Source organism: Lactobacillus equicursoris DSM 19284 = JCM 14600 = CIP 110162 (assembly GCF_001434815.1).
GTDB lineage: Bacteria > Bacillota > Bacilli > Lactobacillales > Lactobacillaceae > Lactobacillus > Lactobacillus equicursoris.
The window spans coordinates 1-22,600 of record NZ_AZDU01000010.1 but is presented as its reverse complement, the minus strand read 5'-3'; the positions used below and the strand labels follow the sequence as shown (position 1 = coordinate 22,600).

The 22,600-nt window shown below is 44.5% G+C and carries 20 protein-coding genes and 1 pseudogene; 18 read left to right on the top strand and 3 right to left on the bottom strand.

Translation table 11 applies throughout. From position 1 onward, the window contains the following. The first annotated feature begins 463 nt into the window (after nt 1–463). From FC20_RS03200 to FC20_RS03160, 10 genes and pseudogenes are all read left to right on the top strand, one after another. On the top strand, nt 464–934 hold the full coding sequence (locus FC20_RS03200; RefSeq protein WP_008460294.1) for a helix-turn-helix domain-containing protein: 471 nt from the start codon (nt 464–466) through the stop codon (nt 932–934). 52 nt (nt 935–986) lie between these two features. After that, nucleotides 987–1,853: an ATP-grasp domain-containing protein gene (locus tag FC20_RS03195; protein ID WP_008460291.1), complete on the top strand. Its 867-nt coding sequence runs from the start codon at nt 987–989 to the stop codon at nt 1,851–1,853. 178 nt (nt 1,854–2,031) lie between these two features. Continuing rightward, nucleotides 2,032–3,093: a Fic family protein gene (locus tag FC20_RS03190; protein WP_008460288.1), complete on the top strand. Its 1,062-nt coding sequence runs from the start codon at nt 2,032–2,034 to the stop codon at nt 3,091–3,093. A gap of 158 nt (nt 3,094–3,251) precedes the next feature. Beyond that, a complete protein-coding gene (locus FC20_RS03185) occupies nt 3,252–3,863 on the top strand; it encodes a sugar O-acetyltransferase (protein ID WP_008460287.1) in 612 nt (203 codons plus the stop codon). An 88-nt stretch (nt 3,864–3,951) separates the two neighbouring features. Further along, nucleotides 3,952–4,434 carry a GNAT family N-acetyltransferase gene (locus FC20_RS03180; protein ID WP_008460285.1) on the top strand — a complete coding sequence of 161 codons (483 nt, stop codon included), beginning with the start codon at nt 3,952–3,954 and terminating at the stop codon, nt 4,432–4,434. 23 nt (nt 4,435–4,457) lie between these two features. Next, entirely contained in the window at nt 4,458–4,658 is a 201-nt protein-coding gene (locus tag FC20_RS10480; RefSeq protein WP_008460283.1) for a hypothetical protein, read from the top strand. Then, a pseudogene (locus FC20_RS10015) lies at nt 4,591–4,794 on the top strand (alpha-amylase family glycosyl hydrolase); the annotation flags it as partial. The gene FC20_RS10480 and the pseudogene FC20_RS10015, both read left to right, overlap by 68 nt. A 423-nt stretch (nt 4,795–5,217) precedes the next feature. Further along, nucleotides 5,218–5,610, top strand: a complete 393-nt coding sequence (locus FC20_RS03170) for a hypothetical protein (RefSeq protein WP_008460279.1) — start codon at nt 5,218–5,220, stop codon at nt 5,608–5,610. Nucleotides 5,611–6,109: 499 nt separating this feature from the next. Continuing rightward, on the top strand, nt 6,110–6,742 hold the full coding sequence (locus FC20_RS03165) for an NAD(P)H-binding protein (protein ID WP_008460278.1): 633 nt from the start codon (nt 6,110–6,112) through the stop codon (nt 6,740–6,742). Between the two features lie 89 nt (nt 6,743–6,831). Then, nucleotides 6,832–7,236 (top strand): arsenate reductase/protein-tyrosine-phosphatase family protein, encoded by a 405-nt coding sequence (locus tag FC20_RS03160; protein WP_008460277.1) that lies wholly within the window; start codon nt 6,832–6,834, stop codon nt 7,234–7,236. A gap of 343 nt (nt 7,237–7,579) precedes the next feature. On the opposite strand, the gene FC20_RS03155 is transcribed toward FC20_RS03160, so the two are convergent. Continuing rightward, nucleotides 7,580–8,917, bottom strand: a complete 1,338-nt coding sequence (locus FC20_RS03155) for a Fic family protein (protein ID WP_008460276.1) — start codon at nt 8,915–8,917, stop codon at nt 7,580–7,582. Between the two features lie 299 nt (nt 8,918–9,216). On the opposite strand from FC20_RS03155, the gene FC20_RS03150 reads away from it, so the two are divergent. The 4 genes from FC20_RS03150 to FC20_RS10010 all read left to right on the top strand — a co-directional run bounded on the left by FC20_RS03150 (nt 9,217) and on the right by FC20_RS10010 (nt 15,950). After that, on the top strand, nt 9,217–9,801 hold the full coding sequence (locus FC20_RS03150) for a hypothetical protein (protein ID WP_008460274.1): 585 nt from the start codon (nt 9,217–9,219) through the stop codon (nt 9,799–9,801). Nucleotides 9,802–9,966: 165 nt separating this feature from the next. Next, nucleotides 9,967–13,092, top strand: coding sequence for a type I restriction endonuclease subunit R (locus tag FC20_RS03145; RefSeq protein ID WP_008460273.1), 3,126 nt, complete (start codon nt 9,967–9,969; stop codon nt 13,090–13,092). Between the two features lie 10 nt (nt 13,093–13,102). Further along, a complete protein-coding gene (locus tag FC20_RS03140; RefSeq protein WP_008460271.1) occupies nt 13,103–14,746 on the top strand; it encodes a type I restriction-modification system subunit M in 1,644 nt (547 codons plus the stop codon). Then, nucleotides 14,739–15,950, top strand: coding sequence for a restriction endonuclease subunit S (locus FC20_RS10010; protein WP_082610473.1), 1,212 nt, complete (start codon nt 14,739–14,741; stop codon nt 15,948–15,950). The genes FC20_RS03140 and FC20_RS10010 overlap by 8 nt, the downstream gene beginning before the upstream one ends. Nucleotides 15,951–15,992: 42 nt before the next feature. On the opposite strand, the gene FC20_RS03130 is transcribed toward FC20_RS10010, so the two are convergent. Both FC20_RS03130 and FC20_RS03125 read right to left on the bottom strand, forming a co-directional pair. After that, entirely contained in the window at nt 15,993–16,910 is a 918-nt protein-coding gene (locus FC20_RS03130) for a site-specific integrase (RefSeq protein ID WP_008460532.1), read from the bottom strand. A 42-nt stretch (nt 16,911–16,952) separates the two neighbouring features. Continuing rightward, nucleotides 16,953–18,074, bottom strand: a complete 1,122-nt coding sequence (locus FC20_RS03125) for a restriction endonuclease subunit S (protein ID WP_056945313.1) — start codon at nt 18,072–18,074, stop codon at nt 16,953–16,955. A gap of 165 nt (nt 18,075–18,239) precedes the next feature. On the opposite strand from FC20_RS03125, the gene FC20_RS03120 reads away from it, so the two are divergent. From FC20_RS03120 to FC20_RS03105, 4 genes are all read left to right on the top strand, one after another. Continuing rightward, nucleotides 18,240–19,517 carry an AbiH family protein gene (locus tag FC20_RS03120; protein WP_008460240.1) on the top strand — a complete coding sequence of 426 codons (1,278 nt, stop codon included), beginning with the start codon at nt 18,240–18,242 and terminating at the stop codon, nt 19,515–19,517. 187 nt (nt 19,518–19,704) lie between these two features. After that, nucleotides 19,705–20,052 (top strand): hypothetical protein, encoded by a 348-nt coding sequence (locus FC20_RS03115; protein WP_008460241.1) that lies wholly within the window; start codon nt 19,705–19,707, stop codon nt 20,050–20,052. 163 nt (nt 20,053–20,215) lie between these two features. Further along, entirely contained in the window at nt 20,216–21,967 is a 1,752-nt protein-coding gene (locus FC20_RS03110; RefSeq protein WP_056945312.1) for an IS1634 family transposase, read from the top strand. Next, entirely contained in the window at nt 21,933–22,163 is a 231-nt protein-coding gene (locus FC20_RS03105; protein WP_002880222.1) for a hypothetical protein, read from the top strand. Before FC20_RS03110 ends, FC20_RS03105 begins: the two co-directional genes overlap by 35 nt. Nucleotides 22,164–22,600 lie beyond the last annotated feature (437 nt).

Genomic DNA, 22,600 nt, shown 5'->3' with positions numbered 1-22,600 from the left:
CCTTTCTTTCCGGAAATTCGTTCTATGATTCAGATAACATAAAACTTTCCCAAGTGAAAGGCTTATTTTCTTCTACGTGATCTTTGTTTGTCTTCATTCTTTTTTTCTCCTGTAATGAGTATCAAATCTTGTATTTGCCCAAACATCAGACTTTCGCTTTTTCCAAGCATGTCGTGCACGATATACCATTTTTTCTCTTCTAAGGTTAGATGAGCAGCTTTTGCAATACCGTCATTCTCGTTGTGTTCATATCCATGATGAACATGAGGATTTTTAGGCTCAGTTTTTTAGGCAATAAATATTGGTGAGTGCGTCGCAGTGTTTTATACATTTGTTAAAGTGCGGTACACTAAAAATGTAATCGAATATACTTTAGTGATAATCAAAAGGATAAAAGCTGCTATGGAATTAGATCAACACATTATTGGAAAGAATATTAGATTAGCAAGAAATAAAAAAGAAGTTGTCACAAATTAAATGTGCAGAATTGATAGGGATCAGTAGCACTGCCCTTAGCAATTATGAAACAGGTAAGAAGAAGCCTGGATTAGATACTATTGCCAATATCGCAATAGCATTGGATGTTTCAATTGACTATTTATGTTATGGAACAAATCCGCAACTTCTTTTAACAAATTCTGATTCATATGGCGAAAACTTGATCAATAGTATCGTCGCGCTTTGGGAAAAAGATATGATCGACTACATTGGGAGCTCGAATCAAAAAACTGCAATCTTTCTGAAAAATGCTGATCCTCAGATTTTAAAAATGTGGTCACAGATTAAGACCTTCGAACAACAGAAAGATATGATCCCTGATCCTGATTCATACAAGAAAACGATCATTGATTCCAGTATCGAAATTGTCAAGAACAATGAAATCTACCAGAAAAAGATAAATGAGAAGCTGGCAGTTGTAGTTCGTGTTCCATAATCTGGTAGAGAAAGACATTAAATTACGACTCTAATAATAAGAAGTAACGACGATGAAAAAGATGACGATATTATTTCCTGGCAGTTACATGAATTATCGTGTCATAGACGATGATATGAGTGAAGAATTTCAAGCCGCTGAAAAAACAAAGCTTTTTAACACGGTCTTGTTTAACTACGACAATTGGCTGGCGGGAGACAAACTCAAGCTGACCGATCACGGCAACATTTCAAATCCTGTTATTTACCGGGGCTGGATGCTAAAACTGGAGGAATATCAGCGGCTTTACGAGGAGCTTGACGCTAATGGAATTCACTTGTTGACCAAGCCAGAAGCTTACTCGAACATGCATCTCTTTCAAAATGTCTATCCGCTGATTAAAGATGACTCGGCAAAGATGATCTATTTTCCAGATCAAAAGGTAGATCTGGAAACTGTGAAGAGTCATTTTAACCGCTTCATGGTCAAGGACAGCGTTAAATCGGTGAAAGGGACTGAATTCCCAGCCTTTTTTGACCAGTCGACAAGCCAAGCAGAATTCGATGAGGCAATGAAGATTTTTTACAAATACCGGGGCAATCTTCTTACTGGGGGAATTTGCGTCAAAGAATATCTAGACCTAAAACGTTATGATGGCATGACAAATGAATTCCGGGTATTTTACGCAAATGGAAAAATCATCAGCATAAGCAAAAATTCGAAGCAGCCAAAGTCCGTAAATAAGTTACCGATGGAATTGGCCGAAAAATATCGTGGCTTAAATAGCCCGTACTACACGATCGATTACGCTGAATTAGCGGACGGATCGTGGAAGATCATTGAAGCAGGAGACGGCAGTGTTTCTGGCCTTTCAACTGGTCAAGACGCGGTAGAATATTACCAGGCAATCTATCATGCATTTGTGAAACTAACAGATTAAAAAAGACTTGATTGGCGTTATATCGGCAAAAATAACTTAGTCGGTCAACCGACCAAGATATAGTGAAGTCCCTTCATGTTTAAGCGTGAAGGGACTTTTTTAGTCCAATTATTTGTTTTTTCGTCCAAAATCGGGCAAAATTGGACGAAAAAAGAGTTGGTTGGACGAAAGGAAACTTATGAGGTCATTTGATTACAGCAAACTTGCTGAAAAAGCCTGGAACATGGACATAGTCAACCTCGTGGCCAAGATTCATGAATGCAAGGGAAGACAGGACCTGTTTTTCCGGCAAAAGCCCGTGAAGCTTGACCGCTTGGTTGAAATAGCCAAGATCCAAAGTACCGAAGCCTCAAACAAAATTGAGGGGATCGTGACGACAAGCACGCGGATGAAGCAACTTTTTGCCGAAAAAACGCGGCCAAGAAACCGGGATGAAGATGAAATCATGGGCTATCGGGATGTTCTGAACACAATCCACGAGAGCTATGAGTATATCCCCGTTAGGCCGTCTTACATTCTTCAGCTCCACCGGGATCTGTTAAAAAAAGCTGGCTTCTCTTATGGCGGCCACTTTAAGAGTGCCCAGAATTATATCAATGAAACCAGGCCTGATGGAACGTCGGTTACTAGATTTGTCCCGGTTTCGCCTGCCGATACGCCGGAAGCTGTGGAAAGACTGTGCAATGCTTATGAGCAGGCTAGCGCAAGCGAGCAAATTGATGCATTAATCTTGATTCCTGCTTTTATCTGCGATTTCCTTTGCATTCACCCCTTCAATGATGGCAACGGCCGAATGAGCCGGCTGTTAACCCTGCTTCTTTTATACAAGAGCGGCTACAATGTCGGAAAGTACATCAGTATTGAAAAGCAGATTGAAAAAACTAAGGACCGCTACTACTATGTTTTGCAGCAGATTGACTTGGGCTGGCATGAAGAGAAAAATGATCCAGCGCCTTTCATCCGCTACATGCTGCAGGTGATCTTAGCTTGCTACACTGAGTTCGAAGAACGTGTTGGGTTAATGTCTGAACATGGTCAAGGCGGCACGGCATATGATATCGTGAAGCACTACGCCCTGGAAAAAATTGGCAAATTCACTAGCACGGACGTGCTGGCCCACTGCCCAAGCGTCAGCCGGTCATCGGCACTTGCCGCGTTAAAGACGCTCACTGAAGAGGGGCTTGTCATCCGGAAGGGATCTGGCCGAGGCACTTTCTACGTGAGAGCTGACAGCAGATAGTTGATATTTTTATATAAAATTTATTCTTGCAATTGACGTCTGCTAGAATATGAATTATCTTGGACATGCAGCGTTAATCTTGCGTTGCTGGCCGGATTTGTGTTTAAGCATAGAAAAGAGAACGGCCAATTGCTGCATCACGCTTAAAGGAGAAAAAAATGACCGAAAAGGAAAAGATGCTGGCCGGGAAAATCTATAACCCGACCGACCCAGAATTATCCACCCTTAGAGCCAAGGCCCACCGCCTGAGCAAGGAATACAATGACCTCCTGGAGAATGATCCCAAGCGCCAGGAAACGCTCAAGGAGCTCGGAATCGCGGGGGATTCTTTCTACCTGCAGGGACCGGTGCAATTTGACTATGGCTGCTTCACCTCGATTGGGAAGGGGGCTTTCGCCAACTTCAACTTCACCTGTATTGACTGCTGTCCGGTGACGATTGGCGACAATGTCTTTATGGGGCCCAATGTCTCTTTGCTGACGCCAATGCATCCCCTGCGCTGGCAGGACAGAAACCCGTACGTCAAACCCGACGGCAGCACGAATGACAAGGAATACGCCAAGCCAATCACGATTGGCGACAACTGCTGGATTGCAGGGAATGTCACTGTTTGCGGAGGCGTGACGATTGGCGAAGGCTGCGTGATTGGGGCCGGCAGCGTGGTCACCAAGGACATTCCCGCGAACACGCTGGCCGTTGGCGTGCCATGCCGCCCAATCCGGGCAATCACGGAAGAGGATTCACTGGAGAATCATCCTGAACTCTTCTAAACTCAGTGTCATAACTAATGGCTCAAACAAAGACGCGGCAGAGGCCGCGTCTTTGTGTTTGGATAAAAGCCAAAAAGGAGGGATAATCATGGAAATCAGACACGCGACGGCGGACGACTTGGAGGCTTTGGCGGCAGTGGAAGCCAAGTGCTTTCCTAAAGCAGAAGCGGCAACGGCTGAAGAGTTTGCTGATCGGGTAAAGCATTATGGCAATCATTTTTGGCTCATGTTTGATGGCGACCAGCTGGTAGCATTTGTCGACGGGTTCGTAACCGATCAGGCAGACTTAACGGATGAGATGTATGAACGGGCTGAGCTGCACCAGGAAGACGGGGACTGGCAGATGATTTTCGGCGTCAACACCCTGCCAGCCTACCGCAGGCATGGTTATGCCGGGGACTTGCTTAAGGCCGCGATCGAGGATGCCAAGAAGCAAGGTCGCAAAGGCCTGGTCTTGACCTGCAAGGACCGCCTCGTTCACTACTACGCTAAGTTTGGCTTCAAGAACGAGGGCGTCAGCGGGTCAACCCACGGCGGGGTGACCTGGTATCAGATGCGGCTGACATTTTAAAGGCTGCGAAGGGGGACAAAGCGATGTGTGGCAACTTTAAATTGACGGCAGATGACCTCAAGGCTCTTGATGCCAGCGACGGGGAGGCCTTGAATGACCACGGGGCAGCTTGCTACCGAGCGGGCGACTATGCCCGGGCGGTTGAATACTACCGCGGTCTTCAACTTCCACCACTTGAAGGTCGACTACAAAGACAGAGAAAAGTGGTCAAAGAGGCCATTTGACTTTATGAAGTTGAAGGAACTTTTTACCGACTGGCAGGAAAAAATGGACCAAGGCGGCGGCTGGAACGCCCTCTTTTGGAACAACCACGACCAGCCATGGGCTTTGACCCGTTTTGGCGACACCGGCAAGTACCGGGTGGTACGCTTTTCCTCATTGGGTCGGCGTAGTCGTTCATCCAGTAGCCAGCTACAGGTCAACTTGCCCCTTCACGGCCAAGTTGTAGGCGGACATGATCTCATTGGCAGCTTGCTTTCGATTTGTGATTGTAAAAATTCAGCCTGGTTGGTTCTGATGAAGTAGTTGCCAGACCGGTCAACCAGCTTGTGCTTGCCTACTGCTTTGACGCCAAGCGTAGAAGACTTTTTTTGCCAAGCCAGGTAACTAACAAGTATAACCAACTATCTATGGATTTAGATAATAAAGTAGCCGGATTGACCGTAGCCATCGGGGCCGCCCTGGGCTAAATGATTGATAAAAACTAATTAGAATTGCTTATCAATCGGTGATACAATCTAATTAGTTAAAGATGTGCGAATTAATGTGATTGTGGTGAAGATGATGACTAAAGTAATTAAAATTCTTGCAAATATTGCTGTTGCTGCTACTTTGGCTGCGGGCGTAGGTGCCGCTTTGCCAACCCAAACTGCTACGGTTAGTGCAGCTACTAAGAAGGCCAAGAAGTCAGTTAAGAAGGTAGCTAAGAAGAAGGCTGCTAAGAAGTCAGTCAAAAAGGTAGCCAAGAAGAAGGCTGCTAAGAAGACTGTGAAAAAGGTAGCTAAGAAGAAGGCTGCTAAGAAGACTGTGAAAAAGGCCGCCGCAAAGTCATCATCAAAGAAGACTAGTTCATCAACTAAGAAGTCTCTTGCTAAAAAGGTCACGTTCCCAAGAGTTGCTGATCCAGCGCCAGCTTACCCACGCGTGCCACAAGTTTCAACGACTGTTGAAGAATAATTAAAAAGATCAAGATTTCCGGATTTGGAAATCTTGATCTTTTTCTTTTGTCTTGTTTGGCGGTAGCCCCCTGGCAACGTAGCCATGGTCGTTTTGGTTAGGTTCGTGCCCCCTGACAACGTAGCCATGGTGATTTTGGATAGGTCCGTGCCCCCTGACAACGTAGCCATGGCGATTTTGGGTAGGTCCGTGCCCCGGAATCTTGTTAGCCGCAAGGCAAAAAAGCTGCTGACCATCGTCAGCGACTTCTTTAAACTAGGTCGTACCAGCTTTCTTTTTGACAGGCCATCTGCCAAAAGGATAATTCGTAGCTGCTGGACCGCAGAAAGGCCCGCATCATCTGCTCCTGGGCGGCGCTTGGCGAGCGGGTGATCGTGTTAAACGGTGATATTGGCGAAGTGCTGAAACAGCTGTAGGAGTGCTTTTATTTGCTTTATTACTTACAAAAAGTTAGAATTTTAGTAAAATAAGATTTTTAGCAAAGAGCAAGGAGAGCAACATGAAAGTATTTGTAGCTGGTGCTAGCGGCCGGGTTGGCCAAGAAGTTGTGAAAGAGTTACTGGCAGCGGGTCACACGGTAACGGCGGGTGCGCGCCATTTGGACGCGGTCGACGACCGGGCGGAAAAAGCGGCGATGGACCTGCACGCGTCAGTGGACGATTTGGCCAAGCTGATCGATGGCAATGACGCGGTGCTTTTTACCGCGGGTTCACGGGGCAAGGACTTGCTGCAAGTGGACTTGAACGGGTCGGTGAAGCTGCAAGAAGCGGCCAAAAAGGTTGGCGCTAAGCGCTTCGTACAGCTGAGCTCCACTTTTGCCCTGGAACAAGACAAGTGGGCGAGCGTGCCGGCCTTGGCCTCCATCATGGATTACAACGTGGCTAAGTTCTACGCCGACCGCTGGCTGATCGACCATCCGGGGCTTGACTGGACTATTGTGCAGCCTGGCATCCTGGAAGAGCGGGCAGCAACGGGGACGGTGGCTATCAACGATGGTGGTTACGGCCGCAATGCGATTCCGGACGTGGCTAAGGTGCTGGCTGGCAGCCTGGCTCACGACAACACGGTGGGCAAGGTGCTGATGATGCACGATGGCGAGCGGGCGATTGATGAAGCGCTGGGTGAAGCGTAGTTAGGTAGGCTGCTGGGCAGGGATGCCCAGCAGCTTTTTGTTTTGGATATCTGCTAAAATCTAGTAAAAAAGCAATTAAGGAGCAAAAAATGACCAACAAACCCAAAGTCGCCTTCATCTGCGTCCACAACGCTTGCAGAAGCCAAATTGCCGAGGCCCTGGGCCGTCACTTAGCCGGGGATGTTTTTGCCAGCTATTCCGCCGGCAGCGAAGTCCAGCCTGCAATCAACCAGGACGCTGTGCGGCTGATGAAGGATTTGTACGGGATCGACATGGAGGCCGAGGGCCAGTACAGCAAGCTAATTGACCAGATTCCCCAGGCGGACATCGCCATTTCCATGGGCTGCGACGTTGGCTGTCCATACATCGGCCGAGATTTTGACGATAACTGGAACTTGGAAGATCCCACTGGCCAAAGCGATGAGGTTTTTAAGCAAGTGATCCAGCAGATTGAGAAAAAGGTTCTGCAGCTTAAGGAGAGATTGGCGAAGTAGCAAATCCTGCCCGGTTTGGGCGGGATTTTTTATTTCTGGAGGTTAAGCTGGTTTGGCTAGTGGTAATGACGGCTAGTGTAATAGATCGGTCTCCTTTGTATATTATCTAGCTGGACGGAGGTCTTCTTTGTGTATCATCTAGCTGGGAAAAAGTCTTCCGAGTATATTAACTACCTTCGAGAGTGACTATTTTTGAACGCAGATGATATAGAAAGGGGACATGGTTTGATCTAGATGATATAGAAAGGGGACACGGTTTAATCTAGATGATATACAAAGGAGGCCTTGCTTGGCCCTGACGGTCCATGTTTATAAAAAATCTCGCCCCGATAAGGGGCGAGATTTACGTTAATTCACTAAAATTAAGGTAGCCGGGCTCTTTACCGTGCTCGGCACAATACTTTTTAACATAGTTTCTAAATTCAGTTGATCCGTTATAAACTTCATTGGAAACCATTTGAATTAGAGAGTCATTTAGCTCGGGAAATTTGTCGGACAATTGAATAAATAGGTCTACTCGAGCTCGATAAAGCGCCTGTTTGCTAGTTTCCTGAAATTTCTCTTCATTCCAGTCGAGATCGTCGAATCTAAACTGATCTAGCCGCTTCATGATCTCAGCATCGCTGGCTCCATCCGCAAATAAGACCCGTGCGGCAAAATAACGAGCCCAGTAACAAGCGGTATCGTTGGCAACGCCATTGGAGATCTCGTCTGCCATATAAAAACTATAGCCATCATCAAAATGGTCCTTGAAGACTTTGTTTAGTGCATGATGATATCTCACAGATACTGGAGAAGTCTCATCGTAGATCGCATCCCCCAAAGATTGCCACTTATAGCCAATGTTAAAACTAAACTCATCATGCCGGTCCAGCTTCCACTCGCGTTCTCTGCCCTTTAGTTTAATTGCGGCCAGCCGATTTTTGTAGATCTGTCCGACATAGCTAGCGACCAGGTTCTCCAGCGGTGCGCCATCGATGCCGTTACTAGTCTGGCACGCTTCAAGTGCATCAAGATAGGCGCCGCGGTGATCGCTGTCTGGCAAAATGTTGACGAGCGGGTAGCCATTTTCTAGCAAGGCCATGTTCATGAGGAGGCGCGCCAGCCGGCCATTGCCATCCTGGAAGGGATGGATGGTCACGAACTTCAAGTGCAGCTGGGCGGCGAAGGCGACGGGGTGGAGGCGTGCTTGGGCGTCAGGGATCCACTTGACCAGGTCTTCCATCTGCGGACGGATTTCAAAAGGCTGGCTGTAAGGGTTATGCGTGCTTTGTGCGGGATGCACCGCGGTTGTCCGGTATTGTCCGGAAATGTCTGGCTCAGACAGCTTGGTCAGGTCGTAGTGGAGTTCTTTGATCATTTGCTCGCTGATAGGCGTTTGATTTTTGACAAAAAAGAGCATGTCATCATAGGCGCGGCCCAGGTCCAGGGTGGCCAAAAGGTCACTGATTCGGTTGCCGTTGCCTGTGAGGCCCTTGTCCAAAATTTTAGTGGTATCTCGCAGCCCGACCTTTGCCCCCTCAATCGCATTTGAGGACCAAACGTGCTCAAACTTCTGCTCTTTGCTATCGGGGCTCCACTGAGATCTCAGCGTCTGCTGGTCTTCTGGCAGCAAGTTTTTCAGGGCTTTGCGGCAGTTGAACTGTAAGAGATCAACTTGGGCTAGGGTGTATTCGGTCATGGCGGCGCCTCCTTTTCTAATCAATTCTAATTTTACTCTCTGAACCCCGCCCCTGGCTACGAGAACAGCAGATTTAACGAAAGCGCTTAAGTGCCAATGGCATAGGCGCTAAGCTGAATTGAAGAAAAATGGCTGGCGATGGACAAGATTCCGCCTTACGTGAGTGAAGTGGTGGAAAAGTTTGTGATTGGGTATTAGCTGTTGAAAAATCCTGCTCTTATGGGGAGCGGGATTTTCTTTTGTCTATGCTATAATTTAACCATAAACATATTATTGCTGTGTGACCGAAGGAGAAAAAGATGAAGTTAAAGAAAGCGACAGTTGCCTTGCTGGCTGGCGTATCCCTGGCAGGTGCAACCTATTTGCCAAAGCAGGCTGATCGGGTTCAAGCTAAGGCGACTAAAAAGAAGTCCAGTGAGCTCTTCCCCAAGGATCCTTATCCTAAAGTGAAGTACACCAACGGCAAGTATGGCGTGGAGACGACTGCTAGTGTTAAGGCAAGAATTGCGTGGTCCAGACGGCATAGTGAAAAGTGGAATATGTATTATCATGCGGATATTAGAAAGACGAGTGACCTAAATCGCTACAAAAAATCTCGCCAGAAAATCGTCTTTCAAGCTGTTGAAGCCCTTAATAAAAAGAAGAAAGTTCTCTTTACCGTCACTGATGTTCAAGAAGGGACATATACTGAAGAATATATGCACAGATATTTATCAGAAGATAAAATCCCAGGTTCTTGGCACAACTACCGCTTCTGGGCAATGGGACCACAGCTTACTCCAGTAAACTGGAAGAACAAGAAGGGGATTATGTACGAAGAAGTGCCGTACTACACAACTAAGCAATTAGTGAAGATGAGTAAAGCTTTTAGTTCGAAAAAGTAAAAGATCCAAAATATGGATTGTAAAATCTCCTCAAAATTGAATACTTTCAGAGAAGCTTAGGGTTTACGCCTTGAGCTTTTTTCTGATAACCCATAAAATTAAAAGAGAGCCTTTACATTTTCCCAAAAGTGTAAAGCACCATTCAAAGAGGAAATTAGAAAAATTATGACTGAAATCGATCCAGGCGAAATCGCCTTTGAAAATGAATTAATCGAATATTTGCAGCATGTCGGCGCCACCCGCCAGTGGAAGTATGTGCCTAACATCAAAACTACCAACCAGCTCTGGGACAACTTTCAAGACATCTTAGAGCGCAACAACATGGACAAGCTTGATGGCAAAAAGCTTTCCAAGACTGAATTTGGCCAGGTTAAACGTGAAATCGAAGCCTTGGACAACCCTTATAAAGCCGGGATGTTCCTGTATGGCGTTGGCGGCAAGAGCCAAGTTGCCGTCAGCCGGGACGATGGCAAGCAGGTCATCTTGACTGTCTTTGACCAGGACCAAATCGGCGGCGGGAACACCGTCTACCAGATCGTCAACCAGATTGAGCGCAAGCCCGTTATCAGCGGCAAAAGACCGCGCCGGTTTGACGTAACCATGCTGATCAATGGTCTGCCAATCATCCAAATCGAAGAAAAAAGAGCCTCCATCAGCACTGATGAAGCCTTCAACCAGATGCTGCAGTATGTTGATGAGCGTCAGTATACCGGCATTTTCTCGACCTTGCAGATTCTAGTGGGGATGACCAGAAACGAAATCCGCTACATGGCCATGCCAAACGATGCTGACCACTTCAATACTGACTTTGCCTTTGAATGGCAAGATGAGCAAACCAACCGGCCGGTCCACGACTGGAAGGTCTTTGCGTCAAAAGTCTTGTCCATCCCCATGGCCCACCAGCTGGCAACTAACTACATGATCCTGGACGGGACGCCCCACCACCAAATGATCAAGGTCATGCGGCCATACCAGGTTTACGCCACCCGCAAGGTGATGGACCAAATTCGGGCTCATGACTTTGACGTGAGCGACCAGCGCCTAGGCTATGTCTGGCACACGACGGGGTCCGGTAAGACAATCTCCAGCTTCAAGGCAGCCTGGCTAGCAGCAAGACAGCCTAATGTTGACAAGGTGGTCTTCATGGTTGACCGGGTAGCCTTGACCAACCAGACCGTGGCCGAATACCAAGCTTATGACCCTGACAACGACCCAGAATCCAGCACTGGCGGGGTGGTTATGGACGCCGCCAATGTTTTTGACTTAAAGCGCAAGCTGAAGAAAAAGGGCAGCAGCGTGATTGTAGCCTCGACGCAGAAGATGGCGACCCTGGTTAGACGGCACAAGTACACTGACGACCAGCACGTGGTCTTCATCGTCGACGAAGCTCACCGGTCTACTAGCGGGGAAATGATCCGTGATATTAAAAAAGCCTTCCCGCACTCAGCCTGGGTGGGCTACACGGGGACGCCAGTCTTTGACGATCCTAAGCACAAGAATAAAGGCAATACGACTCAAGAAATTTTTGGCGACCCACTGCACATCTACACGATTAGAGAAGCGATTGCCGACCACAACGTCTTGGGCTTTAAGGTCGACTTCCAGACCACTCTACCTAAAGAGTCGCTAGAAAAAGAATATTTGCCAAAATACTTTAGAAATCTGCATCCCAAGTGGACGGATGCAGAAATTCAGAACCGGATCCAGCACCTGACGCCAGAAGACATGGACGACGTCTTGCAGCCCAGCGTTTATGACAACAACCAGGCTCACGTGAAGCTGGTCGTTGACGATATTTACAAGTACTGGGCCAACCGGTCAAACGGCGGCAAGTACAGTGCGCTCCTCACGACCCACGTAGGTGGGGGCAAAGCATCAACGCCAATGGCTATGATGTACTTTGATGCTTTTCGGGAAAAGAATGAAAAAGAGCCAGAATCGAAGCGGTTAAAGGTGGCGATCACTTTTAGCCAAGACAACTCAAACGGCGATAACCAGCTGGAAAATAACCGGGGACTCAGCCGGGCAATCAAGGCCTACAACGAAGAATTTGGGACCAGCTTTGATGATAGCACGGTTAAGGAATATACCGAAAACGTGGTGAACCGGCTGGCTAGAACCTTGGGCGATGATCAAAAGAACCTAGATATCGTCATTGTGGTTGACCAGCTGCTGACGGGCTTTAACGCGCCGATGCTGAATACCTTGTACGTTGACCGGACCCTGCAAGGGGCCAACCTGATTCAGGCATACTCGAGAACCAACCGGGTTCAGGACATGAACAGCAAGCCTTTTGGCCGGATTGTCAATTACCGCTGGCCGCACTATTCAGAAAAATTGATGAACGAGGCCTTGACGGTATATGCTAACCGGCAGTCGGCGATGCATCAAGAAGAACTCCTTGATCCTGTGAATATTGTCGAGGTCCCGTTTGAAGACTTAATCAAAGAGCAGATCAAAGTTGTTAATAAAATTGAACAAAAGACAGACCACTTTACAGCCTGTCCACCTAGTGAGAGCGATCAAGTTGAACTGTGGCAGCTGATGCACAAGTACAACGGCTTGATGGTCAAAATCAAGCAAGATGACAACTATGATCGGGAACATCCGGAAAAGCTTTTTGATCAATTGCCATTAAACAAAGAAGATGAAGTGGCCTTGACCGGTCCAATCTTGACCAAGCTGAAAAAGGAAATTGCTCAAAGAAGCCATGAAAATGCGGATATTTTTAACCTCAGCTTTAAGATGGAACACATCAAGGACGTACGGGTTAACTACGACTACATCAATGAACTTTTAGCTCAGCTAGCCAACCAATTGCACGATGGTGATGAAGAAGGGGCCAAGCAGACTCACGAGCAGCTGCAAAGCATGAGTAATACCATTGAAGACAAGAAGTTTGTAGCTAAATTAACGAATTTCATTAAGGGCCTGTTTAATAAAACAGTCGGTGCTGTAAACTACCCACTGCAAGGGCAAGACATGGGTCAGCTTATGGATGAACATGCAAATAATAGCGAAAAAAGTGAAATTGCTGACTTTAAGAAAAAGTGGGGCTTGTCTAACCTGGAAAGCAGTCAGGAAGTTAATAAGATCATCGATTACCACACCTTGGAAATGGATGATTTGGACACGCTAGGTGAATTGACGAATATCATCAACGAAGCTCAAAAGACTTATAAGGTTGATGCTCATGATGAAAAGGTAAGAGCTTTAAGCAAGATCAAATATCGTAAAGAATTGCGGCAAGCCGTAAAGAACTTTGCTGATTTAATTAAACGGAAGTATTAAGGAGAAAATAATGTCAGAAGCACAAGACATCTCAAGCAAGTTGTGGGGGATGGCCAATGAATTGCGGGGAACCATGGATGCCGGTGAATATCGGAATTATATCCTGGGCTTTATGTTCTACCGCTATTTGTCAGAAAAGCAAGAAGAATACTTTATTGATAATGACATTTTGGAGGCAGAAGACGGTAAATCGATTAATGAGGTCTACCGGGAAGAAGCAACTGGCGATGACTTAGAAGACTATCTAGAAGAAATTGCCGGTTCACTTGGCTATGCTATTGCTCCAGAAGATACCTGGACCACTTTGATGGGAAAGATTCATGATAGCAAGGCTACCGCTGAAGACTTCCAGAACATGTTTGACCACTTTGAAGAGAATGCTAAGTTGAACGAGTCAGCTAAGCAAGACTTTGGTGGGGTCTTCTCAGATATCAACTTGAACAACAGCCGATTGGGTAATAACTTGGCAACCAGAACTAAGACTTTGATTGCTACGGCTAAGATGGTTAACGAGTTTAAGTATTATGATGAAGAAGGTCATGACATCTTAGGGGATGTTTATGAATACCTAATCAAGCAGTTTGCCAGCAACTCTGGTAAGAAGGCTGGCGAATTCTACACGCCGCACGAGGTTTCCAAGGTTTTGGCTAAGTTAGTTGCAGCTAACCTGGACATGGGGCAGGAAACCTTCTCTATCTACGACCCGACTATGGGATCTGGTTCCTTACTGCTTACAGTGCGGGATGAGATTCCAAATGGGCACAAGAAGGGGAGAGTCAACTTCTTTGGTCAAGAATTAAACACGACCACTTACAACTTGGCCCGGATGAACCTGATGATGCACGGCGTCGACTATGACAACATGACGCTGAAGAACGCCGATACCTTGGAGCAAGACTGGCCAGATGGGTTAGATAAAGATGGGGTTGATCATCCACACTTCTTTGATGCCGTTGTGGCAAACCCGCCATATTCACAGAACTGGGATGCTGCAGCAGGTAAGATGAAGGATCCACGTTTTAAGGACTATGGGGCTTTGGCACCTAAGAGTAAGGCAGATTATGCTTTCTTGTTGCACGGCTTGTACCACTTGGAAGAAGACGGTACGATGGCGATCGTTTTACCGCACGGCGTACTTTTCCGCGGTGCCGGTGAAGGCAAAATTCGGAAAGCCTTGCTTGAGAAGGGACAAATTGACGCAATTATCGGGATGCCTGCAGGTTTATTCTATTCAACTGGGATTCCAACTATTGTGATGGTGTTGAAGAAGCATAGAGATAACCGGGATGTGCTGTTTATTGATGCTTCAAAGGGCTTTGAGAAGGCAAAAAATCAAAACATTTTGCGGGATGAGGATATCGACAAGATTATCGAGACCTACAAGAAGCGGGAAGACGTTGCTAAGTACGCTCACCTAGCAACGATGGATGAGATTAAGGAGAACGAGTACAACCTTAACATCCCTCGGTATGTGGATACTTTTGAAGAAGAACCACCAATTGACATCGTGACTTTGAGCAAGGAGATGCAAGAGACGGATAAGCAGATTGCGGAGAGTGAAGCTGAATTCTTGTCATTGGTTGATGATCTTGCTGTGACTGAGGAAACGAAAGGCACGATTGACGCTATTAAGGCGGTGTTTAAGCATGACTAAAAGGGATGCAAAAGACGAAAAAAAGGCTCCAAAACTGCGGTTTAAAGGGTTCACTGACGATTGGGAGCATGGACATTTAGGGGATATAGTTAAAATTGTCATGGGACAGTCACCTAGTTCGATAAATTATACCGATAATCTAGAGGACCATATTTTAGTTCAAGGAAATGCTGACTTAGAAAATGGTCATGTTGTCCCTAGAGTTTGGACTAAACAAGTTACTAAAACGGCTGATAAAGATGATATTATTTTAAGCGTTCGAGCACCTGTCGGTGATGTAGGTATAACAAATTATCCTATAGTAATTGGTAGAGGTGTTGCTGCAATAAAAGGGAATAAATTTATCTATCAATTGTTAGATAAGATGAACCAAGATAGCTTTTGGAGGAAGTATAGTACCGGCTCAACTTTTGAAAGTATTAATTCTAACGATTTAAAGAAAGCAGAAATCTTTCACCCTAATGAACCTGAACAAGAAAAAATTGGCAAACTTTTTCAATCTCTTGATCACGCTATTTACTTGCATGAGGAAAAGCAGGAGCAACTAGAACAGCTTAAGAAGGCGCTTTTGCAGAAGATGTTTGCTGATAAGACTGGGTATCCGGAAATTCGATTCAAAGGATTCAATGGATCTTGGAAAATAATTAAGCTCGGAAAAATACTCAAGATTTACAATGAAAAAAATAAAACTAAATTCGGAAAAGAAGATGTTTTAGCAGTATCTGATGAATTTGGTTGTGTAAATCAGATAAAGTTTCATGGCAGAAGTTTTGCTGGTGATGATTTATCAAAATATAAAATTGTCGATTCAAACGATATTATTTATACCAAATCACCTTTAAAAGAAAAGCCATACGGAATAATAAAAATTGTCGGAGACGAAACAGGTATCGTATCACCTTTGTACATAGTTAATAAAGCTAGAGAAGGTATCTCACCGCATTATATATATTCTTACTTCGATATACCTTTTCGAACTAATTACTACTTAGCACCTTTGGTTAGAAAAGGTGCTAAAAACACAATGAATATTTCAAATGAAGAATGGCTTTCTGGAAACATACCTGTTCCTATAACATATAATGAGCAGCATAAAATTGGTAAATTTTTTCAAATTCTTGATCATACTATCACATTTCATGCACAAAAGCTTGAATACTTAAAACAACTAAAACGAGCTCTACTCCAACAAATGTTCATCTAAGCAAAAAAGGATAACGACAAATCAGTCGTTATCCTTTTACATTTACAGCGAAGCCAAGTGTTGCATGATTTTCGAGTTATCTTTATTCTCAAGCTCTTGAATAATGTGGAGATATGTTTGCTGAGTAGTCGTCATATCGGCATGCCCAAGTCTTTTTGCAACACTTGCAATCGAAACACCAGCAAAAAGTAGTAGTGATGCATGAGTGTGGCGTAGGCCGTGCACTGAGATGACAGTTATTCCTAACTCCTCGCAGTACTTCTTCAGAATGTTATTTACTGTTGAATTGAAGACACGCTTTTGAGCAAATAATGGCTTATCATCAGGAAAATCTTGAATAACTCGGTTCAATTGCATCGCAAGTTTCCAATCAATCGATACTTTACGGACTGATGAAGTGTTCTTGGTCGGTCTAAAACCACCAGAATAGCTCTTATAATCCCAAGTTTTATCAACGTTGATGGTTTGGTGTTCTAGATCGATATTGTTTTTGGTAATTCCCAAAGCCTCGCCGAAACGCAACCCAGTTTTGGCAATTACTAGAATCAGCCAATCAAAGCTAGGAAAAGTGGACAGGTCTAAGTGACGTAAAAGCAGCTTAAGCTCAAATTCGTTGAGATACTTGGCCTTTTTCTCAGATGGTTCTTTGCCTTTCACAACAACCTTACGTGTCGGGTCACGTTTGAGATAGCCTTCGTCGTAAGCATCCATCAAGGCCGCTTTTAGCTGATGATGGAAGTCCATCGTTGTAGCTTTTTCGTGAGTCTTGGCAAAAGTATTGAGGATCTGTTGGTACTCAAGTCGTGTTACATCGACTAGCTTCAAATCTGGTGCAATCTTTTTCAAGTGCCGATATGATAGCCAGTACTTTTCCAAAGTACGTTCTCGTACAGCGCCATCTTTGTAGACGCTGATCCACTGGGCAAAGTAGTCTTGTAGTAAAATTTGTTTCTTTCGCATAAAAAATCTCCTTAGCAAATATCTTGCTAGGGAGATTTTAGGTTAAATGAACATTTGTTGTAAGAGGGCTTGCTTGAGGGATTTTAGTTGTTCAATCTTATGCTCGGTAAGTATAATAGCTCTTTCTAGATTATTAAAGAGAAAAGACAAATTGTTCTGCTCTTCAGTATTTGTAGGCAAGGAGATTACGATTTCTCCCATCACATTATTCATCAGCTTGGGATTACCAACATACGAAACGTATTTCTTAGTCACTTTATTCAAAGCCATTGCTATCATTTCAGATGCTTTTGCTTTCTTAGTTAAGAGAACTCCGCAAACATTTGTACAATAAAATTTTCCCGTTCTAAATCTGACTGTTCCTGCATTAGCACCATCGGTTGTCCAGGTGATTGCGTCTTTATATAGATATTTGTTGTAGTATCCCATGAGACCATTTTGTGCTGTCTGAGACGAATATACAGGATAACAATAGTCTCCTTCTGGGGTAGGCTTAGTATCTTTTGCCGGAAGTACATATCCCCGTGTAATTGTAAATAACTCGGAAACTTTGTTTTTATTCCAACTATCACTAAATCCATTAAACCTAAGCTCAGGATATTCCTTTTTATCAGCAAACATCTTCTGTAGAAGTGCCTTTTTAAGCTGTTCTAGCTGTCTCTGCTTTTCCTCATGCAAGGTAATAGTGCGATCTAGTCCTCTCAGAAGTTTTGATATTTTTGTTTGTTCTTGAGGTGTAGGTACTTTTAGCTTTATACCAAAAAAGTCTTTCTTATTTATGTTGAGTAACCCGTCCATTCGAGCACCAGATGTAATTAGCTTTGAAAGCTCACGATCTGGACGCTTAGTAGCGAATAAATACTCAATAAAGGATGGACTGTTTCCATTGACCATTTTAAAGCTGTGATAAACTCTAGGCACTAAAGCCTCTTTATATGAATCAAGTTCAAAGACGGCACCGAATTTAGCTAGTTTAGAATTGCCGTGATTATATGAAAGTTCTCCTTTTTTTAGTAAAGTATATTTCTTCAATTCGCTTCCTGCGATGACTTGAGAAAATCTATCTTTTTGATTCATCCAACCATTTGCAGCAGAAATAGTTAGGATAGGGAGCCCATCTACCACACCATCATTCCCCTTAACCTCTTCTGAAAGGTCTACCAATTTATGTTGCTCCCAAAAAAGTGATTTTTTAAAGTTAACAGAGATTAAAGGTTATTTTCTATGCTCTGCTAAACTATGGTAGACTCTCATAGAGAAGACAATGCTCTAATTGAAAGTTAGTGTTGCATATGTAATACCGATTTTAGTGAAAGAGGATGGAAGAATTTGAAGCAACTTATTGTTTTAGGAAATGGTTTCGATCTCGCATGTGGACTGAAAAGTAACTATTCTGATTTCTTTTTAAATAGGTTTCAAGAACTATTTTGTGATAGCAATAATCAAGAATTTAACAACTTAAATAAGATGTCTAACATCCTGAATAAGAAACGAAACGAAATATATGTGAAACTGAAAGGAACAGATGAATATTCTGCATATGTTAAAGATAAATTACCAGAGTCTGATAAGTTTAAAGCATATTCTAAGGAGTGGTCAAAAAACACTACACTAAATCGTTGGGATATTATTTTCCTATTTGCGCAGATATGTGTGGGGAAAGATGTAAAGTCGTATGAATGGCAAGATGTTGAAACTATAATTTTAGAGGTGCTTTCTATCTTATTCGTGCCGAGAAGTAAAATTAAAAGCAATGTCCAATATAGTGATGATATAGGAATTCAATTTGGACATAATAGCGGACGTAGTCTTTTTAGAGAAGTAGTAAATAAAATTTCTTTTGTTGGAGAGGGCGATAAAAATGAAATTGCCACTGAGATGCTAACTGAATTAAATAAATTTGAATTTGTCTTTGGAGAATTTATTTCAAAGCAATTTGATCAAACCGTCTCAGAAGATAGCTATATCCGTAAGGCAATTGATTTATTAAAAGAAATATCAATTCATCCTCAAAATACGGTAACTACTGAAGAAATGGAAAATGATGAAATTGATGTGTTGAGTTTTAACTATTCTTTGGATGAAGTATTTAAGGATATGTGGGATAAATTTATAGGCGATTATAGTTTAAAAACATGGACCAACATTCATGGGCTATCAAATAATTTACCTGATCCGAATTTCGCTTCTCCAATATTTGGAATTGATAGTCACAATATTTCTGATGAAGATGATTTACGTATCGCATTTACGAAGTCCTATAGAGTAGTTGAAGAGAATGTAAATGCAATTAGAAGCTCAGCAGGGTATAAAAATCGAAATGTAATCACAATTTACGGTCACTCGTTAAGCAAAGCAGATTACTCGTATTTTGAAGCATTGTTTGATGAAAACGATCTGTATCACTCAAGATGCAAAGTTGAATACTACTATAAACCTGGAAAAACTGATGTTGAAAGTTTCAGTGAGAGAAAAGGTGCTACGACCAGGTTATATAAGCTTTTAAGTGATTACGGTAGTACTTTAGATAATTCGCATGGTGAGAACCTCATATATAAGATGAATTTAGAAAATAGATTAAGTGTGATACCAGGGCCTAAAATATAAGGGGGGCTTGAATCGAAAGATGCCCCCCACAAAATCGAGCATCCCCCAGGTTGCTCGATTATTTTTCCCAACATTCCCACCAAATTTTGGCGAACTTTACCATCTCGAATCGTTAGTAATAGTGGAAGGATTTTTTCCAAATTAACACATCGTAAATTACCCGCCACTTGGCGGAAAGGAGAAAAACATGACACTATTATTCGACGCATCCCCAATCGCGGTTTACCCCGACCTCGCCGCCTCCCTTGGCAGCCTGCAAGAGGCGATCGTCCTCCAGCAGCTCCACAACCAGCTCTGCGACTCCACCAATTTCAAAAACGGCGCCGTCTGGGTCTGCCGCTCCATCGCCTCCTGGCAAAGCGACGTCTTCCCCTGGATCAAGTCAGAGACCACGCTTCGCAGCTACTTCAAAGACCTCTGCCGCCTCGGCCTCGTCCGGGTCGCCAGCTACAACTCCGATCCGCAAGACCGCACCCTCTGGTACACGATCGACTACGACCGGGTGATGGAGCTAGGCCTACACCTGTGTGATTGACTTGTAAAAATGCTAACTTCCCAGAGCAATCAAACTCAAGTCCTCTGAGAAAGTGCCCTAAACCCGCAAAAATACTGTATTTTTAGCACATCTTTGCTTGCATTGATGTGCTTTTCTATGTTATAATTTGAGTATGATATCATACTCAGCAAAGGAGGCCATCATGTACTACAACTGCCTGGTTAATATTCCTAAGAACACTGGTAAAATTTCCAGAAATAAACGGGGTAAGACTACCTACATCGAATACACTTATGCTAGAGAGTACCTTCCCGAGAAGAAATACAACGTTGCTAGAAGAACGACCATTGGGAAAGCTGACCCAGATCATCCTGGAATGATGTTTCCTAACCCCAACTTCGAAAAGTTCTTCCCAGATATCGAGATTCCCGCCGAAGGAACGGCGGCTGAGCCAGTCAGCGAATCCAGAAGCAGCTGTATCCGCATTGGTGCCTTCTCTGTAGTCAGACGAATTATTGAAGACTACAAGCTGGCTGAACATTTGAAGCGTTGGGATGACCGGGGAAAAGGGCTGCTTCTTGATCTCGCCGCGTATTCAGTTATCGCAGAAAGCAACGTGGCTCAGCACTTCCCGGATTATGCCTACAACCACCCATTGATGACGCCACAGAACAAGATTTACAGCGACTCTACAATCTCGCGCTTCATTCGCGAGATCGATGATAATGACAGGGTCGACTTCTTGAACAGCTGGAACGCCACCCACGACAAGAACGAGAAAATCTACGTTTCCTATGAGTCCACCAACAAGAACTGCAAGGCTGGAGATATTGAGATGGCGGAATACGGTCACCCTAAGAATGACGTTGGCGCGCCAATCATCAACTACTCGATTGCTTACGACATGACCAATGAGAAGCCCCTGCTTTACGAGAGCTACCCGGGCAGTATCGTGGATGTCTCGCAGCTGAAATACATGCTGGAGAAGATTCGCGGCTACGGCTATAAGAAGATAGGTTTCATCCTTGATCGTGGATACTTCAGTAAGGCTAACATCCAATTCATGGACTCGTGCGACTATGATTTCGTGATGATGGTTAAAGGCAGGGCCTCCTTTGTACACGGCTTGATTATGGAGCACATGGGTGAATTCGAATCAAAGAGAGCCTGCTCCATCAAGGCTTACCGGACTTATGGCATAACGGTTAAAGCCAAGCTGTACGCGGATGACGACACTGACCGCTATTTCCACATCTACTACAAGGCCAAGAAGCAGGCTAGCGAGCGTGCTAGACTGGAAGCTGATTTGGACAGAATGGAAGCCGAGATGGACAAGATAAAAGGCAGAGAATACAAGCTTCCAAAGCGATACGAGCATTATTTCAAGCTCACCTACCACAAAGACAAGTTCTATGGCTACGAGGAACGGGAAGATGTCATCGAACGAGAGCTGCAGCTGTGCGGCTATTTCGCGATCGTGACCTCCGAAAAGATGACGGCCTCTGAAGCCTTGAATCTTTACAAGAGCCGCGATATCTCAGAGAAGCTGTTTGGCAGTGATAAGGCCTTCCTTGGCAATCGCTCATTCAGAGTCGCAAGCAGTCAAGCAGCCGAAGCCAAGATCTTCATTCAGTTCATCGCTTTGATAATCCGTGCAAGAATCTACACGCTTTTGAGAAAGCGCAAAGCCGAAATGCCGGGCAAGCCTAACTATTTGAGCGTACCTTCAGCACTGAAAGAGCTCGAAAAGATTGAGCTGATACGCCAACCGAACGGCAATTATAAGCTAGATCACGCAGTCACAGCTACCCAGAAAGTAATACTAGGGGCCTTTGGACTGGACGAAGAATGGATCAAGGCACAGGCAAGACTGATTGGAAAAGATATCCAGAACGCCGCAATGCCAGAAGAACAGAAAGATGATGATGAAGATGCCGAGAACGAAGAGTATTAAGACAATTGAAGCCGAGATCTCCCAAACCGAAGAACAACTCCGGCGCCTTAAAGAGCGCTGCGATAAAGTATCGCAGAAACTAGATGCTCTCTATGAGCTCAAGAAGCACCGGGAGCAGGAGGAATTACTAAAAGCTATTGATAAAAGTACCCGAACTAAAGCTGAGATCCTCGCGTTTCTGGAAAGTCATGCATAAAAGAAATACGGCTGGCAGAAAATCTGTCAGCCGTATGGTTTGAGTTGTAAAATCCTGGGAAATTAGCAAAAAAAGAAGAGCACCCGCTGGCTGGCGGGTGCTCTTGATGTTTATGACGGTTATGCCAGAAAGGAGGACGCTCTTGTATTTGGCCGGATTTGGGAATAGTTTTATAGGATAAAGGGTAATAGGGTTCCGGCCGCGCTTTGCCAAAGAAGTCTCAGAGCGCCTTGATTTCTAACACATCTAGTATGATATCAATATTTAGTGGCTCTGTCAAAGTGTGCCCACAAGATCAAGTGTTGATATACCGGGATATTGCTTTTTGCTTAAAGCGGGGTGAGGCTAGACGGCCGTAAGGGCGGGGCGGATTTTGGCAATTTTTTTCAAAAAATCTGCCTGCAGTCCTAATTGACAACCGCCCCAATCCTTAGTAC

Coding starts and splice junctions, on each gene's coding strand:
- FC20_RS03195 (WP_008460291.1), top strand. CDS start 987: ATGAAAAAGATGACGATATTATTTCCTGGCAGTTACATGAATTATCGT.
- FC20_RS03190 (WP_008460288.1), top strand. CDS start 2,032: ATGAGGTCATTTGATTACAGCAAACTTGCTGAAAAAGCCTGGAACATG.
- FC20_RS03185 (WP_008460287.1), top strand. CDS start 3,252: ATGACCGAAAAGGAAAAGATGCTGGCCGGGAAAATCTATAACCCGACC.
- FC20_RS03180 (WP_008460285.1), top strand. CDS start 3,952: ATGGAAATCAGACACGCGACGGCGGACGACTTGGAGGCTTTGGCGGCA.
- FC20_RS10480 (WP_008460283.1), top strand. CDS start 4,458: ATGTGTGGCAACTTTAAATTGACGGCAGATGACCTCAAGGCTCTTGAT.
- FC20_RS03170 (WP_008460279.1), top strand. CDS start 5,218: ATGACTAAAGTAATTAAAATTCTTGCAAATATTGCTGTTGCTGCTACT.
- FC20_RS03165 (WP_008460278.1), top strand. CDS start 6,110: ATGAAAGTATTTGTAGCTGGTGCTAGCGGCCGGGTTGGCCAAGAAGTT.
- FC20_RS03160 (WP_008460277.1), top strand. CDS start 6,832: ATGACCAACAAACCCAAAGTCGCCTTCATCTGCGTCCACAACGCTTGC.
- FC20_RS03155 (WP_008460276.1), bottom strand. CDS start 8,917: ATGACCGAATACACCCTAGCCCAAGTTGATCTCTTACAGTTCAACTGC.
- FC20_RS03150 (WP_008460274.1), top strand. CDS start 9,217: ATGAAGTTAAAGAAAGCGACAGTTGCCTTGCTGGCTGGCGTATCCCTG.
- FC20_RS03145 (WP_008460273.1), top strand. CDS start 9,967: ATGACTGAAATCGATCCAGGCGAAATCGCCTTTGAAAATGAATTAATC.
- FC20_RS03140 (WP_008460271.1), top strand. CDS start 13,103: ATGTCAGAAGCACAAGACATCTCAAGCAAGTTGTGGGGGATGGCCAAT.
- FC20_RS10010 (WP_082610473.1), top strand. CDS start 14,739: ATGACTAAAAGGGATGCAAAAGACGAAAAAAAGGCTCCAAAACTGCGG.
- FC20_RS03130 (WP_008460532.1), bottom strand. CDS start 16,910: ATGCGAAAGAAACAAATTTTACTACAAGACTACTTTGCCCAGTGGATC.
- FC20_RS03115 (WP_008460241.1), top strand. CDS start 19,705: ATGACACTATTATTCGACGCATCCCCAATCGCGGTTTACCCCGACCTC.
- FC20_RS03110 (WP_056945312.1), top strand. CDS start 20,216: ATGTACTACAACTGCCTGGTTAATATTCCTAAGAACACTGGTAAAATT.
- FC20_RS03105 (WP_002880222.1), top strand. CDS start 21,933: ATGATGATGAAGATGCCGAGAACGAAGAGTATTAAGACAATTGAAGCC.